The following is a 22,793-nucleotide window of genomic DNA, read 5'->3' on the forward strand; positions in this document are numbered from 1 at the left end:
TACCGGGAATAGCTTTGGCCACCCCGCGTTGGACTTGAGCGTACGACACTCAAGTTTGAATCCAGGAGGTTCACGTGCCCGAAGACTTCACCCAGGGCGGCGCAGCAGCAGACGGCGGATCGTCGTCGTTCGACGACTTCCTCGCCCGATACCTCGAGGGCGAGCGGGCGCGTTCGGCGCGGACCATCGACCTCAGCCGCTTCCTCACCGCGCGGACGCAGGAGATCCTGCAGCGCGCCGGCCGATTCGCGCTCGAGCGCGGCCAGAACGAGCTCGACGCGCTGCACATCCTGCGCGTCATCGTGAGCGAGGAGCCCGCGAAGGACGCCGTCGCGCGCCTCGGCGTCGACCCGAAGGCCATCGCCAAGGCCGCCGAGCAGCGCCTGCCGCAGGCGTCCTCGCCGAGCGTCAAGGACCCGGCCATCACGCCGTCGGCCCAGCGCGCGCTGTTCCACGCCTACCAGGTGGCCCGCGCCGCCGGATCGACGTACGTCGACCCCGAACACCTCTTCTTCGCGCTCGTCATCAACCAGGACTCGCCCGCCGGTGAGGTCCTCGCCCGCGCCGGCGTCACGGCGGAGGCGCTGACCCAGGGCATGCGCCAGACCGTCGGCGACCCCGGCGTCGCCACCGACGACCAGGACGACCGCGATGCGGACGACCTCGACTCGGACACCCCGATGCTCGACCGCTTCGGCACCGACCTCACGGCGCTCGCCGCCGGCGGGTCGCTCGATCCCGTCATCGGACGTTCCGAGGAGATCGAGCAGACCATCGAGATCCTCTCCCGCCGCACGAAGAACAACCCCGTGCTCGTCGGCGAGGCCGGCGTCGGCAAGACCGCGGTCGTCGAGGGGCTCGCCCAGGCGATCGTCGACGGCGGCGTCCCGGAGCAGTTGCGCGGCAAGCGCGTCGTCTCACTCGACCTGCCGGCCATGGTCGCCGGAACCCGCTACCGCGGTGACTTCGAAGAGCGCCTCACCGGCCTGCTTGACGAGATCGCAGCCAACCGCTCCGAGTTGATCGTCTTCATCGACGAGGTCCACACCGTCGTCGGCGCCGGAGGTTCCGGCGAGGGTGGCATGGACGCCGGGAACATGCTCAAGCCGCGTCTCGCTCGCGGTGAGCTGCACCTCATCGGTGCGACCACGCTCCGTGAGTACCGCGGGATCGAGAAGGACCCGGCGCTCGAACGCCGCTTCCAGCCCGTGCGCGTCGGCGAGCCGTCGATCGAGGACGCCGTCCTCATTCTCGGAGGTCTCCGTCCGGCGTACGAGGAGCACCACGACGTCCGCTTCACCGACGACGCCCTCCGCGCAGCCGTCGAGCTCTCGGCCCGCTACCTGCCCGACCGCGTCCTGCCCGACAAGGCCATCGACCTCGTCGACCAGGCCGGAGCCCGGCTGCGGTTGCGGCTCGGGAAGGCGGTCGACGTGAGCGCCCTCGTCGAGGAGCTCGCGACACTCGAGGCGTCGAAGAACGCCGCCGTGTCGGCCGAGCACTACGAGGAGGCCTCGCGCATCCGCGACGAGATCACCGCCGTCCAGGCGAAGCTCGACGCCGCCTCCAACGGACCCGGTGCCCGCACCGACCGTGACGCGATCGTCGACGAGGCCCAGATCGCCGGCGTCGTGTCCCGTGCCACCGGCATCCCGGTCAGTCGGCTCACGGAGGGTGAGCAGGAACGTCTCGCCGGCCTCGAGGACGAACTGCACGCTCGCGTCATCGGCCAGCACGACGCCGTGACCGCGGTGTCGAAGGCCGTCCGTCGCAACCGCACGGGCATGGGGGACGCGAACCGCCCTGTCGGCAGCTTCCTGTTCCTCGGCCCCACCGGCGTCGGCAAGACGGAACTCGCGAAGGCGCTCGCCGGATCCCTCTTCGCGGACGAGCACTCCGTGATCCGCTTCGACATGAGCGAGTTCGGCGAACGCCACACGGTGTCACGACTCGTCGGTGCCCCTCCCGGGTACGTCGGGTTCGACGAGGCGGGCCAGCTCACCGAACGCGTGCGCCGGAACCCCTACTCGATCGTGCTGTTCGACGAGATCGAGAAGGCGCACCCGGACGTCTTCAACCTGCTCCTGCAGGTGCTCGACGACGGTCGCCTGACCGACGGTCAGGGGCGGACGATCGACTTCCGCAACACGGTCGTCGTCATGACCTCGAACCTCGGCTCCGAGTTCCTGGCCTCGCGGTCCGGTGCGATGGGCTTCGTGGCCGGTGGCGCCGACGACCCGACGGGCTTCGGCTCCGAGGAGGCGCTGCGGGCCCGGGTCATGGGCAAGCTGCGCGAGGCCATGCGTCCGGAGTTCCTCAACCGCATCGATGAGATCGTCCTGTTCCGCAAGCTCGACCAGCAGCAGCTGCAGGAGATCGTCGGGCTGATGCTCGGCCGCACGACCGAACGGTTGGCCGCGCGCGGTGCGTCACTCGAGACGACGCCTGAGGCGCTCGCGCTCCTCGCGGAGCTCGGCTACGAGCCGGAGTACGGTGCGCGCCCCCTGCGTCGCCTCATCCAGCGTGAGGTCGACGACCGCATCGCCGAGCTCGTCGTGGGCGGCGGGGTCGGCGACGGCTCGACCGTGCACGTCGACGCGGTCGGCGGGAAGATCGTCGTCACCGAGCGCTCCGTGGTGGTGGCGGAAGCCGCCTGAGCGGGAGATGGATCGACAGGCTCAGGGACCGGACCTCCGGACCCTGGGCCTGTCGTCACTCCCGGACCGTTCCCCATCTCGGTCCCTGAGCTCGTCGAAGGGCACCTCGGTGCTGGTCACCCTGGCCATCCGCTGGGAGTTGAGCCAGGCGGACTCAACTTTCTTGACGTTGAAACCAGGCCTCGGTAGCATTGAGTCATCGAGGCTCAAGTCTCGACGTCACACCAGCATCACCCCATCAATCAGCTCGGTGCCGAGCTCGTCGAGTCGGCCGGACGCCATCCGCATGCCGCCCGAGTCGACGAGTTCTGAACCGGCAGTCAACACAAGGAGAACCAACACATGGCACGTGCAGTAGGCATCGACCTCGGTACCACCAACTCGGTGGTCGCCGTCCTCGAAGGTGGAGAACCCACCGTCATCGCCAACGCCGAGGGCTTCCGCACCACCCCCTCCGTCGTCGCATTCACCAAGGACGGCGAGGTGCTCGTCGGCGAGACCGCGAAGCGCCAGGCCGTCACCAACGTCGACCGCACCATCGCGAGCGTCAAGCGCCACATGGGCACCGACTGGAAGTTCGACGTCGACGGCAAGAAGTACACGCCGCAGGAGCTCTCCGCCCGCATCCTCGCGAAGCTGAAGCGCGACGCCGAGCAGTACCTGGGCGACACCGTGACCGACGCGGTCATCACCGTCCCCGCCTACTTCAACGACGCCGAGCGTCAGGCCACGAAGGAGGCCGGTGAGGTCGCAGGCCTCAACGTGCTCCGCATCATCAACGAGCCGACCGCCGCAGCCCTCGCCTACGGTCTCGACCGCGGCAAGGAGGACGAGCTCATCCTCGTCTTCGACCTCGGTGGCGGTACCTTCGACGTCTCGCTGCTCGAAGTGGGCAAGGACGACGACTTCTCCACCATCCAGGTCCGCTCCACCTCCGGTGACAACCGCCTCGGTGGAGACGACTGGGACCAGCGCGTCGTCGACTACCTGATCAAGCGCTTCAAGGACTCGACCGGTGTCGACGTCTCGGGCGACAAGATCGCGAAGCAGCGCCTCAAGGAAGCCGCCGAGCAGGCGAAGAAGGAGCTCAGCTCCTCGATGTCGACCTCGATCCAGCTCCCGTACCTCTCCCTCACGGAGAACGGCCCGGCCAACCTCGACGAGACGCTCTCCCGCGCCAAGTTCGAGGAGCTCACGCAGGACCTGCTCGAGCGCACCCGCAAGCCGTTCAACGACGTCATCGCCGAGGCCGGCGTGAAGGTCTCCGACATCGCACACGTCGTGCTCGTCGGTGGATCGACCCGCATGCCCGCCGTCGCGGAGCTCGTCAAGAAGCTCACCGGTGGTCAGGAGCCCAACAAGGGCGTCAACCCTGACGAGGTCGTCGCCGTCGGCGCAGCCCTCCAGGCCGGCGTGCTGAAGGGTGAGCGCAAGGACGTGCTGCTCATCGACGTCACCCCCCTGTCGCTCGGTATCGAGACCAAGGGTGGCATCATGACGAAGCTCATCGAGCGCAACACCGCGATCCCCACGAAGCGGAGCGAGACCTTCACCACGGCCGACGACAACCAGCCGTCCGTCGCGATCCAGGTCTTCCAGGGCGAGCGCGAGTTCACCCGCGACAACAAGAACCTCGGCACCTTCGAGTTGACCGGCATCGCGCCGGCTCCGCGCGGTGTGCCGCAGGTCGAGGTCACCTTCGACATCGACGCCAACGGCATCGTGCACGTGTCCGCCAAGGACAAGGGCACCGGCAAGGAGCAGTCGATGACCATCACCGGTGGTTCGTCCCTCGGCAAGGAGGACATCGAGCGCATGGTCCGCGAGGCCGAGGAGCACGCTGCGGACGACAAGGCCCGCCGCGAGCAGGCCGAGGTCCGCAACAGCGCCGAGCAGCTCGCCTACTCGATCGACAAGCTCATCAAGGAGAACGACGACAAGCTGCCCGAGGACGTCAAGACCGACGTCCAGGCTGATGTCGACGCCCTGAAGAGCGCGCTCGCCGGTGAGGACGAGGACGCGGTGAAGACCGCGTTCGACAAGCTCAACGAGAGCCAGGTCAAGCTCGGCGAGGCGATCTACGCCCAGGCGCAGGCCTCCGAGTCCGCCGCAGGAACCGAGGCCCCGGCTGAGGAGGCGACCTCGGACGAGGACGTCGTCGACGCCGAGGTCGTCGAGGACGAAGACGACAAGGACAAGAAGTAACCATGACTGACGAGAACCAGAACCAGAACCAGGACGATCCCATCATTCGTGACAAGCGACGGATCGACCCGGAGACCGGCGAGGTTCGTCAGCCTGGCACCGAGGGGGTTGACGCCGACGCGTCGGCCCCCTCGGGCGCACCTGCCGAATCCGCCGACGCCGACGCACCGGCCGCCGACGACGAGCTGACCGTCGAGGACATCCTCAACGCGGCTCCCGAGGAGCCCGTTCAGGGCGGCGACCTCTCCCCGGCCGAGCAGCTCGCTGCAGAACGCCTCGGCGACCTGCAGCGCGTCACGGCCGAGTACGCGAACTACCGGAAGCGCACCGAGGCCGGCCGTGAGGTGGAGCGCGAGCGCACCACCGGCGAGGTCGCCAAGGTCCTGCTCCCGGTGCTCGACGACCTCGACCGCGCTGAGAAGCACGGCGACCTCGAGGGCGACGCCCCCTTCACGCAGATCGCGGCCAAGCTCCGCGGTGCTGCCGAGAAGCTCGGGCTGAAGCCGTTCGGAGTGGTCGGCGAGACCTTCGACCCCAACGTGCACGAGGCCATCTTCCAGCAGCCCACGCCGGGCGCCGAGGGCGAGACCGTCCTCGACGTCGTGGAGACCGGGTACCACCTGGGCTCCACCCTGCTGCGCGCCGCGAAGGTGGTCGTCGCGGTCCCGGCGAGCTAGCCATGGCGAGTCAGGACTGGTTCGACAAGGACTTCTACAAGGTCCTCGGCGTCAAGAAGGACGTGACGCCGGCGGAACTGAAGAAGGTCTACCGGAAGCTCGCCCGGCAGTACCACCCGGACTCCAATCCGGGTGATGCGAAGGCCGAGGCGAAGTTCAAGGAGATCAGCGAGGCCCACTCGGTCCTCGGCGACCCCGAGCAGCGCAAGGAGTACGACGCCGTCCGCGCCATGGGCGGTGGAGCACGCTTCACCGCTCCGGGTGCCGGCGGCGGCCAGGGCGGCTTCGAGGACGTCTTCGGGTCGATGTTCGGTGGTGGTGGCGGTGGTCGCCAGAGCTACAGCTACCAGCAGGCCCCGCAGGGGTACGAGGACATCCTCGGCGGCATGTTCGGCCAGGGTGGCTTCGGCCAGACCACCGGTGGCTTCCGGGGCTACGGCGGACCCACGCCCGGCCGCGACATCACCGCGCACACGACGATCGACTTCATCACGGCCACGCAGGGCGACACCATCTCCCTGCAGACCTCCGAGGGACGCACCATCAAGGTGAAGATCCCGGCGGGCGTGTCGGACGGACAGAAGATCCGCCTGCGCGGCAAGGGGCAGCCGAGTCCGGACGGCGGCGAACCCGGCGATATCGTGGTCACCGTGAGTGTCCGCAAGCATCCCGTGTTCGAACGCGACGGCCTGAACCTCCGCGTCACCGTACCGGTCACCTTCGTGGAGGCCGCGCTCGGCGCCACGATCGAGGTCCCGACGCTCGGCGGCGACCCCGTCAAGCTGCGGGTCGCCCCCGGTACGCCGAGCGGTCGCGTCCTCCGCGTCAAGGGCCGCGGTGTCGCGACGACGAAGGGCACCGGCGACCTCCTGGCCGTCGTGCAGATCGTCGTCCCGGCGCACCTCGGCGGCGAGGCCAAGGAAGCACTCGAACGGTTCCACGAGCTGGAGCCGAAGGACAACCCCCGCGACGAACTCATCGCTCGGGCTCGGGGCTAGTAACCAGCAGCACACGGAAGGGCAGAGAGCATGGACGAGCATTCGCCGGTCTTCGCGATCGCGATGGCTGCCGAGCTCGCCGGCATGCACCCGCAGACCCTCCGGCAGTACGACCGGCTCGGTCTCGTGTCGCCGACGCGGACCGCCGGGAAGTCGCGCAGGTACTCGATGCGCGACATCGCCCAGCTGCGTGAGGTGTCCAGGCTCAGTGCGGAGGGCGTCAGCCTCGAGGGCATCTCCCGCATCCTGACCCTGGAGAACGAGGTCAGCTCGCTCCAGGGTCGGGTGCGGGAGCTCGAGCACGCGCTCGCCAACGCCCTGTTGCGGACCCCCGGCAACCGGGTGTTCGCCGCAGGTATGGAGGGGAGCGTCGTCCCGATGCGGAGCGGTACCCGCACCCGCCGCCGGACCGAGGTCGTCGTCTGGCGGCCGTCGCTCTCCGAGTGACCGACGAAAGCGCACTCGTGGTCGTCATCCCACATGGATGACGACCACGAGTGCGCTTTCGTGTGAGCGTAGGGTTGGGGCATGAGCGCGCAGCCCGTGGTGACGAAGCCGGACCCGGCGCAGACCGCACCCGCGACGGCCCGGAGGCGGCGCGGCGCCCGGCTGACCGGACTGACCGCCTACCCGCTCATGTACTTCGGTGTCGTCGCCGGCGTGCTTCCGCTGCTGACGCTCGTCGTGATCGGCGCCCCGATCCTCGTCGGCGTCCTGCTCGGTGCGGGCGAAGCCGAATGGGTCGACGGCTTCTCGCGCGTGTTCGGGTTCATCCTGCTCTTCCTCACACCGCCGTTCGGTGCCTGGGTGTGGGGGTACGTCGCGCTCGGGGTCGTCGCCTTCCTCGGTGGCATCGCGCTCAGCCTGCGGATCCTGCGGCGTCACGGCGTGCGTCGCGCAGGAGCCGTCACGCACTGGGGCATGTGGGCCACCGTCCCGCTGCAGCTCATCTTCGCGGTGATCAGCCTCGTGATCGTGTTCGGTGCGATCGCGTCCGTCCGCGCCGAGGACGCCAGTGGCCTCGAGACCGTGCGAGCCTTCGGACAAGGCGTCGCCATCGCCACGGTCGTCAACCTCCTCGTCTCCGCCGGGCTCGGTGTCCTCGTCTTCCCGGCCGTCCTCCGGGCCGTGAAGGCGGAGAAGCCGGCTCGACGCGTCCGCCGACGGTGACGCCGTTCCTCGTATCGCGTGGCCGGTTACGCTGAGGGGATGCCCGAGTTCTCCTTCGACGCGCTGCGCCGGTTCCCCGATCACGAGGCACCCAACCTCTTCGCCGTCGACGCGACCGATCGGCTCCTGCTCGACGAAGCGGCCGAGGCCCTGGCCGGGCGGGTGCCGACGCCCGGCGAGATCGTCGTCGTCGGCGACGCCTACGGGGCGCTCACCCTCGGTGCCATCGCGCTCCTCGGGGCGACGGACGTCCGGGTCCACCAGGACGCCGCCGTCGGAGAACGTGCCCTCGCGGCCAACGCCGAACGGCTCGGCGTCGACGGCGGCTTCCGCAACCTGCCGCTCGGCGAGGGGCTGTTCTCCGGCGCATCGCTCGTCCTCCTCCAGTTGCCCAAGCACCTCGAGGCACTGCACGAGATCGCCGCCGCCGTGGCCCGCTGGAGCGCTGCGGACGTCCGTCTCCTGGCCGGTGGCCGGGTGAAGCACCTGACGCCCGCGATGAACAAGGTCCTCGGTCGGAGCTTCTCGACCGTCACCGCGAGCCTCGCCCGGCAGAAGTCCCGGGTGCTCCGCGCCAGCGACCCGGTGACCCCCGCCGTCGAGGGAGAGCGTGACGAGGCCGACACCACGGTCTCGACCACGCTGCGGGCCGAACACCACGCCGACATCGGCCTGACCATCGCCGCCACCGGCGCGGCGTTCGCGGGGACGAAGCTCGACATCGGCACCCGCTTCCTGCTCGAGGCGCTGCCGGAGATCGCGTCCGACGCCCGGACGGCCATCGACCTCGGCTGCGGCACCGGCGTCCTCGCGGTGTCGCTCGCCATCGCCCGACCCGAGCTCGCGGTCATCGCGACCGACCAGTCCGCCGCAGCGGTCGCCTCGACCACCGCGACCATCGCCGCCAACGACGACACCGACCGCCGACTGGCCGAGCGCATCACGGTGCTCCGCGACGACGGCCTGTCGATGCAGCCGGACGCGTCAGCCGACCTCATCGTCCTGAACCCGCCCTTCCACAGCGGGACCACCGTGCACACGGGCGTCGCGCACGACCTGTTCGCCGAGGCCGCGCGTGTCCTGCAGCCGGGTGGCACCCTCGCCGTCGTGTGGAACTCGCACCTCGGCTACCGGGCGGCGCTCGAGCGGCTCGTCGGCCCGACGACGCAGCTCGCGCGCAACCAGAAGTTCACGGTGACGATCTCGCGCCCCCGGGCCGCCGGCGAGCCGCGTCCGTAACTCCTGCTGCTTGGACCGCTCGACGAGCACCGGCCGCTCGAGCGCCGGCATCGTCGACAGTCCGGACGGGCGTTGCAGGAGTCATGTGCGTCAGGCGGCGTTCCAGAGGCGCTCGATGCGCGACGTCGCAGCCCGCGTCGGGGTGGTCCCGACGTCCCAGGTGCGGCGCCGAATGTGCCCGTATGCTGGCCCGATGTCCGAGCCGCCCACCCCCGCAGACGGAGCGGGTCGCGACGCACGCCGGGCGGACCAGCACGAACTGACCGCGGTCGAGCGCTGCATCGACGACCGGGCCAACCGGCTCCTGCGCGACGCCCCCGACGGTGGTGCGCGGGCGAAAGCCGTCGAGTTCCTCGTCTTCGGGGCGAAACAGGCGTGGGCGTGCATCTTCGGCGCAGCGATGCTCACCGTGATCGTCGCCGCCCGCCTCTGGTACCCCGACGACGTCTGGCTCGCCCGGAACGACGCGCTCGTCATCGCTGCGATCGTGATCCAGGTGGTCATGATCGCCACGAGGCTGGAGACCGGTCGCGAACTCTGGGTGATCGTCCTGTTCCACATCGTCGGGACGGGTATGGAGCTGTTCAAGACCGGGATCGGGTCGTGGGAGTACGACGGCGGCGGGGTCCTGCACCTCGGCTCCGTGCCGTTGTACACCGGGTTCATGTACGCGGCCGTCGGGTCGTACATGGTCCGCGTGTACCGGCTCTTCGACTTGCGGTTCGACCGCTATCCACGGGTGTGGCTCACGACGATCATCGCCGCCGGCATCTACGTCAACTTCTTCAGCCAGCACTACGTCGTCGATCTGCGATGGGTGCTGCTCGCTGCCGTCCTCCTCGTGTTCGCACGGACGATGATGCACTTCCGCGTGTTCCGTCGGACGCACCGCATGCCCGTGCTGCTGGCGTTCCTGCTCGTGGCCTGCTTCATCTGGATCGCGGAGAACATCGGGACGATCACGGGCGCCTGGCTGTACCCGAATCAGGAGGACGGCTGGCAGCTCGTCCCGCTCACCAAGCTGGTTTCGTGGTTCCTCCTCATGATGATCTCGGTGGTGATGGTCACCTGGGTGTACCCGCCCAGGCGGCCCGATCACGTGCCGACCTGAGCCGCCTGCTGTCAACGGTTTCGGAGCGCGGTCCGCACACCGGGTAGGGTTCGGGAGTGAGCGGCCCGAGCCCGGTGATCGCTCGTCCCCTTCCGGAGAGCAGCCATGGCCCAGCGTCAGCCCCAGGATCCACGATTCCGTGATCGTGGCGGCGCCCGGCCAGCCCCCATGCAGGCGGGTCACGTTCAAGCCGGCCCGGCCCGGCCCGCCCCGGCTCGACCTGCCGCCGCTCCACGACCCGCGTCGCCAGCCGTCGGCATCTCCGTCCCGGCGGCGGCCGCCGCACCCCTCCCGCGGACGAACCACCTCTTCGCCGGAGCGCAGTTCGCGTTCATCGCCTCGATCCTGATGCTCGGGCTGTACATCGGCCTGACCTCGACCTGGACCCTGCTGGAGCCCGACTTCCTCATCGGGCTCTCCCTGACGGCCGCGGCCACGTCCCTGCTCTTCGCCGTGCCACCGTCCGGCGCGCTCCGTGGCCTGCTCGTGCTGGTGCCGACCATCGACATCCTCGCCGTCGGCTTCTTCCGCGACACCCTGCCGAACCTGCCGACGTCGGGTCTCCTCATCGTGATCCCGGTCCTCTGGCTCGCGGGTGGGTTCGGGGTCTCGGCCCTGCCCGTCCCGGTCTTCGGAGCGATCTTCGTCTCCCTCATCCCGGTGGCGCGCGCCGGTGCATGGCCGACGACGCCTGGCGGGTGGGGTGCGATCTGCATCCTGCCGGCCCTCGTCCTCATCATGACCGTCACCGTGCATCTGGCCGCGCGTCAGCTCCGCGCCCATGAGGGACGGGCGCGAATCGCCCTCGCCGCGGCGACGGAGGCGGCGGCCATCGCGACGACGGTCTCGGAATCCGTCGACGCCGCCGTCGCCTTCTTCCGGCCCGACGGCACGGCGGCGCTCCGCAACGCGGCGACGTACGAGCAAGCCGAATTGGCCGGGTTCGACCGGAAGACCCGCGCCGGTGTCCACGTGTACGGACCGGACCGGAAGACTCGGGTGTCGCCCGAGAAGCAGGTCATCAACCGGGCGCTGCGCGGGGAGAGCTTCCGCGGCGAACTGTATTGGATCGGCGAGCCGGGAGACCAGCGCGCCATCATCGGCAACGCGCGACAGGTGCACACCGACGACGGCGCGTTCGTGGGCACCATCACGGTCGGGCACGACGTCACCGACCTCGCCAATGCGGTGGCGCTGCGCGAAGCGTTCCTCATCGACGTCTCGCACGAGCTCCGCACCCCGTTGACGTCGATCATCGGCTACCTCGACCTCCTCACCGAGGGACATGACCTCCGGCAGCTCGGACTGGAGCGCGAGGTCTCGACGATCCAGCGCAACGCGGAGCAGCTGTACGCGATCATCGGCGACCTGCTCGCGGCGGGGGACGCCGAGATGCGGGTGCGCATCGCCCTCACCGACGTCGCCGACATCGCCCGGGCGAGCGCGGCCGCGATCCTGCCGCAGGCGTCGGAGGCCGGTGTCGCCGTTCGGGCCGAGATCCCTCCCCACGTGGAACTGGAGGGCGACGGCGGCCGGCTCCGCCAGGTCCTCGACAACCTGCTGTCGAACGCGGTGAAGTACACCCCGCGGGGTGGACGGGTCGCGGTGACCGTCGCGGTGGACGGCGAGACCTGCACCGTCAACGTCGCGGACACCGGCATCGGCATCTCGCCGGACGACCAGCGGCAGCTCTTCGATCGCTTCTTCCGGGCCAGGGAGGTCCGCGACGACGCGCGGCCAGGCGTCGGCCTCGGGCTGTCGATCGTGAAGTCCATCACCGAGGCGCATCATGGCTGGATCACCGTGTCCAGCCGCCCGGGCCGCGGCTCCACCTTCACCGTGACCCTGCCGCTCCGCCAGCCGCGCGCCGGCGCACCGTCCGCTTCCTGAGTCGGACCCAGGCAGGGAGGCGCTTCGGCACACATCGTGGGAGGCTTGGAGGATGGCGCAGATCCTCGACCAGCCGATCGTCGACGAGGCGACCCTCACCATGCAGCCGTGGGTCACCATCGTGTGGAACGACCCGGTGAACCTCATGTCCTATGTCTCGCTCGTGTTCCGCAGCTACTTCGGTTACACCCACGAGGAGGCGGAGCGACTCATGCTCGCCGTGCACCACGAGGGCCGCGCGGTCGTCGCGACCGGCAACCGCGAGGAGATGGAGCGCCACGTCGAGGCCATGCACGGGTACGGGCTCTGGGCCTCGCTCGCGAAGGCCGACGCATGAGCGCCTTCGTCCGTCCGCCCGTCGGACCCGTCGTGCTCCGCCTCGACGAGCAGGAGACCTCGATCCTCGAGCAACTGGCGAGCCAGCTCGTCGACATGCTCGAGGACGCGACGCGCGCCGGGCTGGCTACCGCCGTGGAGCTCGACCCCGCCATGGCGCGACTGGTGCCGGAGGGGTACCGCGACGATCCCGAGGCCGCCGCGGAGTTCCGACGCTTCACCGCCGACGACCTCGTCGGCGGCAAGGTGACCGCGGCGCGGACCGTCCTGGCGGCGCTCACCACCGACGCGTCCGATGCGGCTCAGCCGACCGAGGTCCCGGCGGGGCACGAGGACGGTGCAGCCGTGACCCTCGAGGGTGAGACGGCCTGGACCTGGCTGCGGTTCCTCAACGACACCCGGCTCACCATCGCGGCTCGACTCGGCATCGAGGAGGACGACGCGGAGCCGTTCGACCCGTCCCCGACGACGTCGGACGACGAGCAGGATCCGCAGCTCATGATGGCGATCTACGCCTGGCTCGGGTACCTGCAGGAGTCGATCGTCGCCGTCCTCGACGAAGCCTGAGTCGCGGCGCCGGACACCTCGGACCCTGGTGCCACGGGTAGCCTTGGTGACCATGCACATCCTCGTCTTCAGCGACCAGCACCCCGAGTCGTCCGGCGGGGCCCAGGTCTCGATCCGACTGCAGCGGCGCTTCCTGGAGGCCGCGGGGCACACCGTCACGGTGTGCTCACCGCGGATGCACCAGGCGCACGACGACGACCCGCACTACCTCGACACCCCCTCGATCCCCATCACGCTCGACCGCGAGTACTCGATGACCGTGCCCGGCCGGCTCACCGACCGCTGGCTCGACGCACGCCTGGCCGAGCTGCCCCCGGTCGACGTCGTGCACGTGCAGGCCGACTTCTGGCAGGCGCTCACGGCCTACCGCTACGCCGAACGGCACGGGATCCCGGCGCTCCACACCATGCACAACCGCATGGACGTCGGCATCGAGCAGACCATGCCGGCGCCGGGCCTCGTCGTCGGAGCCCTGTCCTGGTGGCAGCGCAGAGTCCTCCGGCCGCGGCTCTCGACCCTGCCCACGGGCGTCTGGTCCTACCTGCAGGAGTTCGCCAAACGTGCTGCCGTCGTCATCGCGCCGTCGCACCACTTCGCACGCGTCCTCCGCGAGCAGGGCGTGACCGCCCACGCCGAGGTCCTGTCGACGGGCGTCGACGACGCGGTGCTCGACGAGATACTCGACGAACGCGCGACCACGCTCCACGTGCCGCACCGGCTGCCGTCGTTCGTGTGGATCGGCCGCTTCAGCCAGGAGAAGCGGCTCATGGAGTTCCTCGCGGCGGTCCGGCTCGCGGACGTCGACGCGGTGTTCCGCCTCTACGGGGCCGGACTCCTGCTCGCGAAGGCCCAGGCGTTCGTCGCCGAACACGACCTCGCCGACCACGTCGTCTTCGCCGGACGTGTCTCCTACCCCGACTCGCTGCGCGCCATCGCCGACGCCGATGCGCTGGTGCAGACGTCGATCGGGTTCGAGACGCAGGGCATGACCGTGTTCGAGGCGGCCGCACTCGGCACTCCGTCGATCATCAGCGACCCGAACATCGCGGCGGAGCTCCCCGCCGACTCGATGTGGCAGCCGACGGACGGTGGGGTCGAGGCGCTCGCCGAAGCGATCCGCCGCGCCGTCGCCGACGTCGAGGCGGGTACCGCGCCCGTCGTCGCACCGGGCCTCGCCCGCACCCTGCGCCAGTCGACGCAGACCACCCGCCTCATCGCCCTGTACGAGGCAGCCCTGGCGCCGGAGGCCGCGCGCTAGCATCGGCTCATGCGCAGGACATCGAAGCAGCAGCCCGGGCCGGACGGCGTGGAACGCGTCCTGATCCTCTCCGCCGGGGTCGGGTCCGGACACAACAGCGCCGCCGCCGCCGTGGAACAGGCGTGCGCCGGGCGTCCCGACGTCACCGAGGTCGAGGTCCTGGACGTCCTGCAGGCGAGTACCTCCCTGTACCGCGACGTCCTCGGCAAGGGGTACTTCGTGCTCGTCGAGGAGACGCCCTGGCTCGTGGAGTGGGGCTACGACCTCAGCGACGCACCGTTCCGTCGTCGCGGTCCGCTCGACCCCTGGACGCGGGCGAACGCGATGCCGGTGGTGAGCGCGATCAAACGCTTCAGGCCCACGGCGATCATCTGCACCCACTTCCTCCCGGCCCAGTTGCTGGCCTCCCTCATCCTGCGAGGCGCCGTCGACGCCAGGACCGCGGTCGTCACCACGGACTACGACTTCCAGGGGCTGTGGCTGACGAGCGCCTTCCACGCGCTCTTCCTCGCGCGGGAGGAGGGACGGGTCCAGCTGACGGCCCTGGGGCTCCCGCCCGACCGGGTCGTGGCTTCGGGGATCCCCATCGCCGCCCAGCCGAGCCGCCCGGCCGAGCGCGACCCGGCGGCACCCCCCATGTTGCTCATCTCGGCCGGTGCGTCCGGCGGTGACTACGCGCTCGCGGTCGTCCGACAGACACTGCACCTCCGGTCGCCGTTCACCGCGACGATCGTGTGCGGGCGGAACGAGGCGCTGCGGCGGAGCGTCGAGGACCTCATCGCGCCCGGCGACGACCGCTACACCGTGCTCGGCTTCACCGACGAGATGCCGCAGCTCCTGCGCCGAGCCGACCTGTTCATCGGCAAGCCCGGAGGACTGTCGGCGTCGGAGTGCATGGCCGCCGGTCTGCCGATGGTGCTCGTGAACCCCATCCCCGGGCAGGAGGTCCGCAACGGCGACTACCTCATGGAGCAGGGCGCTGCCGTTCGGTGCAACACCGCGACGACGATCGGGTGGAAGATCGACGGGATCCTCGGCGAGCCGGGGCGACTGGAGCGGATGCAGGCCGCAGCCCGACGGGTCGGTCGCCCCGACGCGGCTCGCGACGTCGTCGACCGGCTGCTCGATGGTCCGGCGCGACCGTTCGTCGTGACCCGGGCAGCGCAGAAGACGATCTTCGACGCGAGCGCGCGGCGGGTGGTCGCGAGCGAGCTCGTGGGTGAGTCGGCCCTCGTGCGCCTCGTCGACCCGGCGGCGTCCAGCACGGTGGCGTTGCTCCGGGCCGGTGAGCTGGACGACCTGCAGCAGCGCTACACCGGGCCGGACGGCACCCTCGTACTGCGACGCGACGACGCCGTGCTCTCCGTCCGGCGCGACACGCAGCGTCTGCTCCGCGCCGTCCTCGGACGGGACGACGAGCTCGCCGTGCGAGTCGAGGGCCTCGCCGACCTCGAACCGGCCGGCCCGAGCTGATCGGATCGGATCAGCCGACGGTGTCCGGCAGTCTGGCTGGGTCGTCGTCGAGGTCGCTGTCGCCGGCCCGCAGCGGGACGGCGGTCGCCCAGGTCGAGGGGCTGTGCTGGGCGGCCTGCAGGGCCCAGTCGCCGGCGCGGGCCGACCAGCGGCGGGTGACCGGGTCGCGTTCGAGCGTCGGTGTCGGATCGAGGACGACCCGGACGACGCGTTCCTCGCCCGCCTGCAGGGTCACCTTCCGGAACCCGAGGAGCTGGGCGACCGGTCGATCGAGCGCGGTGTCGGCGGCGTAGAGCTGGACGACGGTCGACCCCTCGCGCGGACCGGTGTTCGTCACGAGGACCTCGGCGGTCCCGCCGGTGTCCTCGAACCGGTGCCCGAGCAGGCGGTGGTCGATCGTCGTATACCCGAGGCCGAAGCCGAACGGGAAGGCCGGCGTGTGACCCTCATCGTCCAACCGCCGCTGACCCCAGCGGTCGTCGTACACGACGGCCTTCGCCTCGCGGTCGAACGGCGGCAGGTGTGCGGGATCGGTCGGGATCACGAAGGGCAGTCGCCCGCCGGGCTCGACCACACCGGTCAGGACGTCGGCGAGCGCTCGACCGCCCTCCATCCCGCCGTACCAGGCGAGGACGAGGGCCGGGACGCGGTCGCGCCAGGCCTCGGTCAGGATGGCGCTCCCGCCGACGAGTACGACGACCGTGCGCGGGTTGGCTGCGGCGACGGCCAGGATGAGGCGTTCGTCCGAGGGTCGGAGGCAGAGCGAGGTGCGGTCGCCGCCGCGCACGAACCGCGACGCCAGGTGCGCGACGCCCGTGATGGCGCTGCGGAGTCGACCCGAGTCCAGGGCCGCTCCGAGGACACCGACGTCGACGCCGCCGGTGACGACCGACTCGCCCTCGTCGTGCTGGTCGAAGCCGACGACGACGACGGCCGTGTCGGCGGCCGCCGCCGCAGTGACCGCGGCCCGCATGTTCCCGGCCGGGGTGCTCGTGATCTGCGTGTCGGGGAGTGCCTCACGGAGCCCCTGCAGCGGCGAGACGGTGGTCGGCGGACGGACGCGCGACGAGCCGTGGTCGCCGAGGTTCGCCCGGTCCGCGAGACGGCCGACCACCGCGATCCGACGGGTCGTCGCCGACAGGGGGAGGAGCGGTGCGCCGTCGTCGACCGGGCGGTTGGCGAGGAGCACGATCGACTCCTCGGCGACGTGCCGGGCGAGCGCGCGGTGGGCCGAGCCGGCGACGACGTCCGCCGAGGGCTGCGGTTCGGCGCGGGTCGCGGCGTGCAGGAGGGTCGTCCGCAGGATGCGCCGAGCCGAGCGCAGGACGGTCGCGTGCTCGAGGGTGCCGTCCCGCAGGGCGGCGGGCAACTCGTGCGCCCGTCGCAGGCGGAGCGGCATCTCCACGTCCATCCCGGCCTCCAGGCTGCCGACGGCGTCGTGCGTGCCGAAGACCCAGTCGCTCGTGACGAAGCCGGTGAAGCCCCACTCCTCCCGCAGCACGTCCGTGAGCAGCGGACGGTTGACGTCCATGTACTCGCCCCGCACCCGGTTGTAGGCGCTCATGACCGAGTCCGCGCCGGCGTCGATCACGGCCTTGAAGTGCGGCAGGTAGACCTCGTGCAGTGCGTGGTCGTCCACGGAGACGTCGACCTCGAACCGCTCGTCCTCCATGGAGTTGAGCGCGAAGTGCTTCACGCACGCCATCGTGTGGACGCGGACGCCGCGGGTCATGGCCGACCCCATCCGGCCGGTCAGCACCGGATCCTCGCCGTAGCACTCCTGGGCGCGGCCCCACGCGGGATGGCGGAGGAGGTTGACGCAGACGGACGCCGAGTAGTTCGCCCCGCGGATCCGCGTCTCCGCACCGATCGCCTCACCCACCTGCTCCTCGAGCACCGGGTCCCAGGTGGCCGCCCGCGCCATCGTCACTGGGAACGCGGTCGACTCGCCGATGACGACACCGCGGGCGCCGTCACTGAACCGGATCCCCGGGATTCCGAGCCGCGGGACGGCTCCGGCCACGAACGGACGCCGGTGGAGCAGCACGGGGATCAGCGGGAGGAGTCGGCGCGGGGAGTCGCCGTCGAGCAGCCCCAGGAGTTCCGCGTCGGTCAGCCGCTCGATCAGTCGTTCGGCGCCTGCGTCGGCGTCGAGGCGTCCGGCGCGGATCTCCCGCACGACCTCGTCGTAGGCGTCGCCCTCGGGTGGTCCGCCTGCGCGGCGCTGCTTCGGCGGACGCGCGTTCCGGCGCCCGGTGACGATTCCCATGCTCTGCATTCTGCACCCTCGGCCGGCATGCTGAGCCCCGACAGCCGACCGCACGATCAGTCGCGCGGCGGAGGACACCTCGGCGGGCGCCTGCGAGGATGGGACGATGTCGGGACACGAGGGGGAGTCGGTTGCCGCGCTGCAGCCGCTGATCGAGGCGGACGGCGTCGGAGCGGTGATCGACGGGGAGACCCTGCTGGCGCCCACCGACATCCGGGTCGAGCCGGGGATGGCGCTCGCCGTCCGGGGGCGGAACGGATCGGGCAAGACGACCCTGTTGCGGATCCTCAGCGGACGGCTGCGTCCGTCGAGCGGGACGGCGACGATCGGCGGCCGGACCATCGACGACCGCGACCGCACGGTGCGTCGCTCCGTCTCAGCCCTCATCGGCACCCCGGCCTACGCGCCGGACCTGACGCTGCGTGAACACCTGCGCTACATCTCGACGACGTGGGGTGTGACCGGGCAGGCGGCGGACGACGCGGCCGACGAGCTGCTCGCGGCCCTGCGCATCGACACGCTCGCGCGCCGCTTCGCCACCGAGCTGTCTTCGGGTCAGTCGCAGCTGTTCGCCCTGGCGACGGCGCTCGTCCGGCCCTTCGACGTCCTCGTGCTCGACGAACCTGAGCAGCGCCTCGACGCCGAGCGGCGTGGCCTCGTCGCCGACCGCATCCTGCTCGCGAAGGAGCGCGGGGCGGCGATCGTCTTCGCGAGCCACGACGCCGGGCTCGTCGAACGGGTCGCGGACGAGGCGATCACGGTCGAAGCCCCGTGAGCACCGACTCCGGGCACATCACGCGCGACGACCGTCGGATCCTCCGCGCCGGCCGGGCGGTGCTCGCCGCGCGCGACGGGCGTCCGCGGGTCACCGATGTCGCGTTCGTCGTCTACGCCGGGCTGCTCGTCGCACTCATCGTGGGCGCTCCGCTCGTGCGGTTCGCGGTCCTCGGACTGATCGAGCCGGATGCCGCGGGCGTCGTGGCTGCCGTCCGGCCCGGGGTGGTCGCGCTGCTCTCGGCGATCGCGACGATCGTGGTCGTGCTCGCAGGCCGGACGAGGGGACCGGTCGTGCCGAGGCCTGCGGCGGTGCAGTTCCTCGCCGATTCGCCACTGCCGCGTCGGCTCACGCTGCGTCGTCCCTTCGTCGTCTCCGCGCTCGCACTCGCAGGGCTCTCGGTCCTGGTGGCCGGGGTGGTCGGCTTATCGCGACTCCTGGTGCCGGGGGAGCGAGCCGCCGTCTCGATCGGAGCGGCCGCCGACACGGCCTCGGTGATCGGCTTGACCGGACCGACCGTGCCCGCCGCCGTGGTGGCGTTCGTGATCGGTGCCGTGGGGTTCTCCCTGCTCCTCGCGGTGGCGTGGCTGCTCGGTCAGCACGGTTCGCGACGGACGGTCTCCGCCGTGGTCATCGTCGCCGGTGTGGGCGGAGTGCTCGGTCTCCTCGTCCCCGGCATGCTGCTCGTCTCCCCGTGGGGTTGGCTGGGGCTCCTCTGGTCGCCGGTCGCGGGCGGTGTCGAGAGCATGGTGCTCGGTGGCGCACTCGCGACGGGGGACTGGGCGGGGCTCTTCACCTGGGGTGGCGGCGGTGGCTGGTTCGCGTCGGTGGGGGTGCCGGTGTCGTGGTGGCCGGCGGTCGCGCTCGTCGTGCTCGGGGCGGTCTCCCTCCTGCTCGTCCCGAGGGCACTGGACGGACTGCGGAGCGGACCCCTCCTCGACCAGGCGCTGCGCTGGCAGCGGGTCGGGATGATGCTGCAGAGCGGTGACGCCTCGGGTGCCGTCGGCGGGCTGCGGGTCTCCCCGACGAGCGGTCGCCGTGTCCCGCTGCGGATGACCGGGCCGTTCTGGCTCGTCGTCCTCCGGCGGTCGATCGTCGGAGCTCGGCGGACACCCGGGCGGGTCGCCCTCGGTTCCCTCATCCTGGCGGTGTCCGGTGCGGCGGTCGGTCTGTCCTTCGGGCTCCCGGACGGTGTGCGGTGGATGCTCGCCGTCCCCGCGGCGTTCCTCGCCTACCTCGCCGTGGGCGTCTGGTGCGACGCCGTGCGGCACGGGGTGGAGAGCGCCGGGACGCCGACGCTCTACGGCCGGAGCCCGCGGTCGCTCGTCTTCGCCGGAGCCGTCGCCCCGCTGCTGGCCGCGGTCGTGATCGGTGGGGTCGGTGCCCTGCTCGGGGTGCTCGCCTCTGCGGCACCGGGCGGGATGACCCTCCTCCAGCCGCTCGGGTGGTGGCTGCTGCTCGCGGTCTGGATCGTCGTGCTCCGCACGTTCGACGCCGCGAAGGGACCACTGCCGATCCTGCTGCTCATGCCCGTCCCGACACCGTTCGGCGATGCGTCGTCGCTGAACGTCCTGCTCTGGCAGTCGGACGCCATCCTGCTGGCGCTCCTCGTCGGCGGTGGGTTGACGGCACTGGCACCGGTGGCGCCGGGTGCGGCGGTCGTCCTACTGGTGGGAGTGCTCGTCATCGTCGGGGCGCTGGGGTTCGCGCGGTTGCTGAAGTTGTCCCGGCCGGCCTGAGCTGATGCGCTCAGCGTGAGAGCCGGAGAACAGCGCGAGAGCCGGACGGAAGACGCGATTCCGTCCGGCTCTCGCGCGGATCTCCTGCTGTGGTGCCGGTGGGCTGGACCCTACTTCGCGACCTTGGCGGCGGCCTCGGCGAGCTTCGGGACGAGCTGCTCGAGGACGACGGGGATGCTCAGCACGGACGCCGCGCTGTAGGCCTGCGTGAGCTCGTCGGCGGGGTCGAGGACGATCGCGCGACCGTCCTGCACCACGGGGAGGCTCGCGAGGAGCGGGTCGGCGGTGGTGTCCGCTGCGCTGAACCCGATCGGGAGGAGGACGGCGACGTCGGCGTCGAACGCGGACACCTGCTCGGCGGAGACCGCCGCGTAGAAGCCGGAGGCCTCGAGGTCGAGGACGGCCGGGTTCTGCTGGAAGCCGAGGTCGGCGAGGATGTCGAAGCGACCGTCACCCTCGAGGTAGGCGCCGTAGGCGTCGCCGAACTTCGTCGCGGCGACGGTGGTGAGCCCGGCGAACTCCTGGTGGAGGTCGGCGGCCTCGTTGATCGACTGCTTCGTGGCCGAGACGAGGGCGTCGCCCTCCTGGGTCTTCCCGAGCGCGGCGGCGACCTGCTCGAGCTGGACGTCCCACGGGGTCGCGAACGCGGCGGTCCCCTTGGGTGCGAAGACGGTCGGTGCGATCTCCGAGAGCCGCTCGTACTGCTTCTCGTCGCCGGCGGATCGGGTGTTGAGGATGAGGTCGGGTTCGAGCGCCTGGATCTGCTCGTAGTTGACGGTGTCACCGCTGTCCTCGATGATCTCGGGGGTGACGTCGCCGAACAGGTCGGTGGCCCACGGGCCGACGGCCTTGTTGTCGGCGCCGAAGGACTGCCAGTCGTACACACCGACGGGCACCACGCCGAGGGAGAGCGCCATCTCCGCGTCGGACCAGCCGAGGGCGACGACGGTGAGGTCGCCGGCGGGCTCCGGGACGGTCACCTCACCGAACATGGTGTCGACGGTGCCGAGCGTGCCGGTGGAGGCGTCGTCGGTGGAGGACCCGGCGGTGCAGCCGGCGAGGGCGAGGCCGGCGACCGCGAGGGCGGCGACGGCGGTGAGGGTGCGGGGCATGCGGCGCATGTTCTGCTTTCCGTTGAAGACGTGGGGTTTGAGGTAAGCCTAAGCTTCCCAAGTCACGTCCCGGTAACGCTTGTGCTTGGGCCAGCGCGGTGCGCTGACGTGAGCGCGGGCCACTGACGCGAGCGCGCCCCTCCGGAGACCCGCGGTCACGTCCCCCGGGGTGCGCTCACATCAGCGCACCGCGCTCGCACGCGGACCAGTTTGTGCAACATATGTCCGTGTAGGCATATCTGCTCTGTGGATAACCCTGGGCTGGAGTCTGGGCGCGCTTAGCGTCGAGGGATGCCACGGACCTCGCGCTCTCGCTCGCTATCTCTATCCCCGATCGTCCTCACCGCGGGACTGCTCGCCCTCACCGGGTGCACCGGACCTGAACCTGCGCCGCCCCCGAAGAGCTCGCCGCCGGTCTTCGAGAACGAGGAGCAGGCGCTGGCGGCCGGCACCGAGGCTTACGAGAGCTACTTGGGTGTGTGGAACCGGGTCGTCGCAGATGGCGGAGTCGATGCTGCTCGCATCGATGAGGTGACGACCGGAGAGCTCCGAACATTCGAGAACGAGAGCCTGTCCAAGCTCAAGGAGCTCGGATGGACGTTCTCCGGCGCGGCTTCGCTGGAGGTGTTCACGATCAGCGACTGGTACTCGAAACCTGACGCAGCGGGCGTCATCATCGTTGGATCCGCCTGCGTGGACATGACTGGCCTGCACGCAATGGATGGGGCAGGAGAGTCGGTCATCAAGCCTGAACGCCCAGCGAAGCGCACCTGGGCAGTTCATATTGCTCCGGGTGCTGCTGATCAAGCGCCCTACGTGCTGGCGAAGCACGAAGTCATCAAGGAGGGGTCCTCATGCGGAGAGTAGGTACTGCGCTGGCCGTCGGGCTCATGCTTGTGGGCGGCGTCGGGTTAGCATCCGCCGCCGTCGCCGCCAGCTGCGATGCTGGCGGGGCCATTTCGGGCGCTTGCATCGGCAACGGTTCGGTCGACATCGGTGGCAGCGTCGAACGCCCTGGCACCGGCGGTGGTTCCGGCGGCGGGACGGGCGGAGGGGGCGGCGGCGGGTCGGCCGAGTTGCCACCCGGGGTGACCGACGGCCCCAACGGTGAGCGGACGGTCTGCAGCCTCATGCGGCCGGACGAGTGCTACACCTTCACGCCCGGGGACCTCGGCACCGACCTGGGGGCAGCACCAGCCGCGCAGCCCGTCACGATCCGCGACGTCGCCAGCTTTGCCCCCGCCGCACCGACCGTCACCACCGAACCCGCCGCCTGGGGTGTCCGTGGGCTCCACACGAACGTCATCGCAGGTGCTT

At 70.7% G+C, this 22,793-nt stretch carries 18 protein-coding genes and 1 pseudogene; 17 read left to right on the top strand and 2 right to left on the bottom strand.

Translation table 11 applies throughout. From position 1 onward, the window contains the following. Positions 1 to 74 precede the first annotated feature (74 nt). The 13 genes from HOW07_RS11685 (at position 75) to HOW07_RS11745 (ending at position 15,581) form a co-directional block, all read left to right on the top strand. The gene (locus HOW07_RS11685; RefSeq protein WP_175117114.1) at positions 75 to 2,657 is read left to right on the top strand and encodes an ATP-dependent Clp protease ATP-binding subunit; all 2,583 of its coding nucleotides are present in this window, start codon (positions 75 to 77) and stop codon (positions 2,655 to 2,657) included. Between the two features lie 342 nt (positions 2,658 to 2,999). Next, a complete protein-coding gene (gene dnaK / locus HOW07_RS11690) occupies positions 3,000 to 4,862 on the top strand; it encodes a molecular chaperone DnaK (RefSeq protein WP_064297153.1) in 1,863 nt (620 codons plus the stop codon). Positions 4,863 to 4,864: 2 nt separating this feature from the next. After that, a complete protein-coding gene (locus HOW07_RS11695) occupies positions 4,865 to 5,539 on the top strand; it encodes a nucleotide exchange factor GrpE (RefSeq protein WP_175117116.1) in 675 nt (224 codons plus the stop codon). A 2-nt stretch (positions 5,540 to 5,541) separates the two neighbouring features. Then, complete coding sequence (locus HOW07_RS11700) at positions 5,542 to 6,537, top strand: DnaJ C-terminal domain-containing protein (RefSeq protein WP_071262201.1); 996 nt, start codon at positions 5,542 to 5,544, stop codon at positions 6,535 to 6,537. A gap of 30 nt (positions 6,538 to 6,567) precedes the next feature. Continuing rightward, on the top strand, positions 6,568 to 6,984 hold the full coding sequence (locus tag HOW07_RS11705) for a heat shock protein transcriptional repressor HspR (protein ID WP_064297156.1): 417 nt from the start codon (positions 6,568 to 6,570) through the stop codon (positions 6,982 to 6,984). A gap of 81 nt (positions 6,985 to 7,065) precedes the next feature. Then, on the top strand, positions 7,066 to 7,707 hold the full coding sequence (locus HOW07_RS11710) for a hypothetical protein (protein ID WP_064297157.1): 642 nt from the start codon (positions 7,066 to 7,068) through the stop codon (positions 7,705 to 7,707). A gap of 39 nt (positions 7,708 to 7,746) precedes the next feature. Beyond that, positions 7,747 to 8,946 (top strand): methyltransferase, encoded by a 1,200-nt coding sequence (locus HOW07_RS11715; RefSeq protein WP_175117118.1) that lies wholly within the window; start codon positions 7,747 to 7,749, stop codon positions 8,944 to 8,946. Between the two features lie 193 nt (positions 8,947 to 9,139). After that, entirely contained in the window at positions 9,140 to 10,057 is a 918-nt protein-coding gene (locus HOW07_RS11720; RefSeq protein ID WP_175117120.1) for a DUF817 domain-containing protein, read from the top strand. 105 nt (positions 10,058 to 10,162) lie between these two features. Further along, entirely contained in the window at positions 10,163 to 11,947 is a 1,785-nt protein-coding gene (locus HOW07_RS11725; protein WP_175117122.1) for a cell wall metabolism sensor histidine kinase WalK, read from the top strand. A gap of 52 nt (positions 11,948 to 11,999) precedes the next feature. After that, entirely contained in the window at positions 12,000 to 12,284 is a 285-nt protein-coding gene (gene clpS, locus HOW07_RS11730) for an ATP-dependent Clp protease adapter ClpS (protein ID WP_056009029.1), read from the top strand. Beyond that, positions 12,281 to 12,850, top strand: a complete 570-nt coding sequence (locus tag HOW07_RS11735) for a DUF2017 family protein (protein WP_121291519.1) — start codon at positions 12,281 to 12,283, stop codon at positions 12,848 to 12,850. The genes clpS and HOW07_RS11735 overlap by 4 nt, the downstream gene beginning before the upstream one ends. Before the next feature lie 52 nt (positions 12,851 to 12,902). After that, a complete protein-coding gene (locus HOW07_RS11740; protein ID WP_175117124.1) occupies positions 12,903 to 14,108 on the top strand; it encodes a glycosyltransferase in 1,206 nt (401 codons plus the stop codon). Between the two features lie 9 nt (positions 14,109 to 14,117). Continuing rightward, positions 14,118 to 15,581, top strand: a complete 1,464-nt coding sequence (locus HOW07_RS11745) for a glycosyltransferase (RefSeq protein WP_175117126.1) — start codon at positions 14,118 to 14,120, stop codon at positions 15,579 to 15,581. Positions 15,582 to 15,591: 10 nt separating this feature from the next. Here HOW07_RS11745 and HOW07_RS11750 read toward each other — a convergent pair whose 3' ends face one another. Then, a complete protein-coding gene (locus tag HOW07_RS11750; protein ID WP_175117128.1) occupies positions 15,592 to 17,850 on the bottom strand; it encodes a beta-glucosidase in 2,259 nt (752 codons plus the stop codon). Between the two features lie 106 nt (positions 17,851 to 17,956). On the opposite strand from HOW07_RS11750, the gene HOW07_RS11755 reads away from it, so the two are divergent. Then, complete coding sequence (locus tag HOW07_RS11755; protein ID WP_064297164.1) at positions 17,957 to 18,625, top strand: ABC transporter ATP-binding protein; 669 nt, start codon at positions 17,957 to 17,959, stop codon at positions 18,623 to 18,625. Continuing rightward, positions 18,622 to 20,364: a hypothetical protein gene (locus HOW07_RS11760; RefSeq protein WP_175117130.1), complete on the top strand. Its 1,743-nt coding sequence runs from the start codon at positions 18,622 to 18,624 to the stop codon at positions 20,362 to 20,364. The genes HOW07_RS11755 and HOW07_RS11760 overlap by 4 nt, the downstream gene beginning before the upstream one ends. A 110-nt stretch (positions 20,365 to 20,474) precedes the next feature. On the opposite strand, the gene HOW07_RS11765 is transcribed toward HOW07_RS11760, so the two are convergent. Next, positions 20,475 to 21,476 carry an ABC transporter substrate-binding protein gene (locus HOW07_RS11765; RefSeq protein WP_197977379.1) on the bottom strand — a complete coding sequence of 334 codons (1,002 nt, stop codon included), beginning with the start codon at positions 21,474 to 21,476 and terminating at the stop codon, positions 20,475 to 20,477. 291 nt (positions 21,477 to 21,767) lie between these two features. Between HOW07_RS11765 and HOW07_RS11770 the strand changes: the two genes are divergently transcribed. Together HOW07_RS11770 and HOW07_RS11775 are read left to right on the top strand one after the other, a co-directional pair. Next, entirely contained in the window at positions 21,768 to 22,343 is a 576-nt protein-coding gene (locus HOW07_RS11770) for a hypothetical protein (protein WP_175117132.1), read from the top strand. Further along, positions 22,331 to 22,793 (top strand): annotated as a pseudogene (locus HOW07_RS11775) (hypothetical protein); the annotation flags it as partial. The gene HOW07_RS11770 and the pseudogene HOW07_RS11775, both read left to right, overlap by 13 nt.

Source organism: Plantibacter sp. MCCC 1A11337, from assembly GCF_013349365.1.
GTDB lineage: Bacteria > Actinomycetota > Actinomycetes > Actinomycetales > Microbacteriaceae > Plantibacter > Plantibacter flavus_A.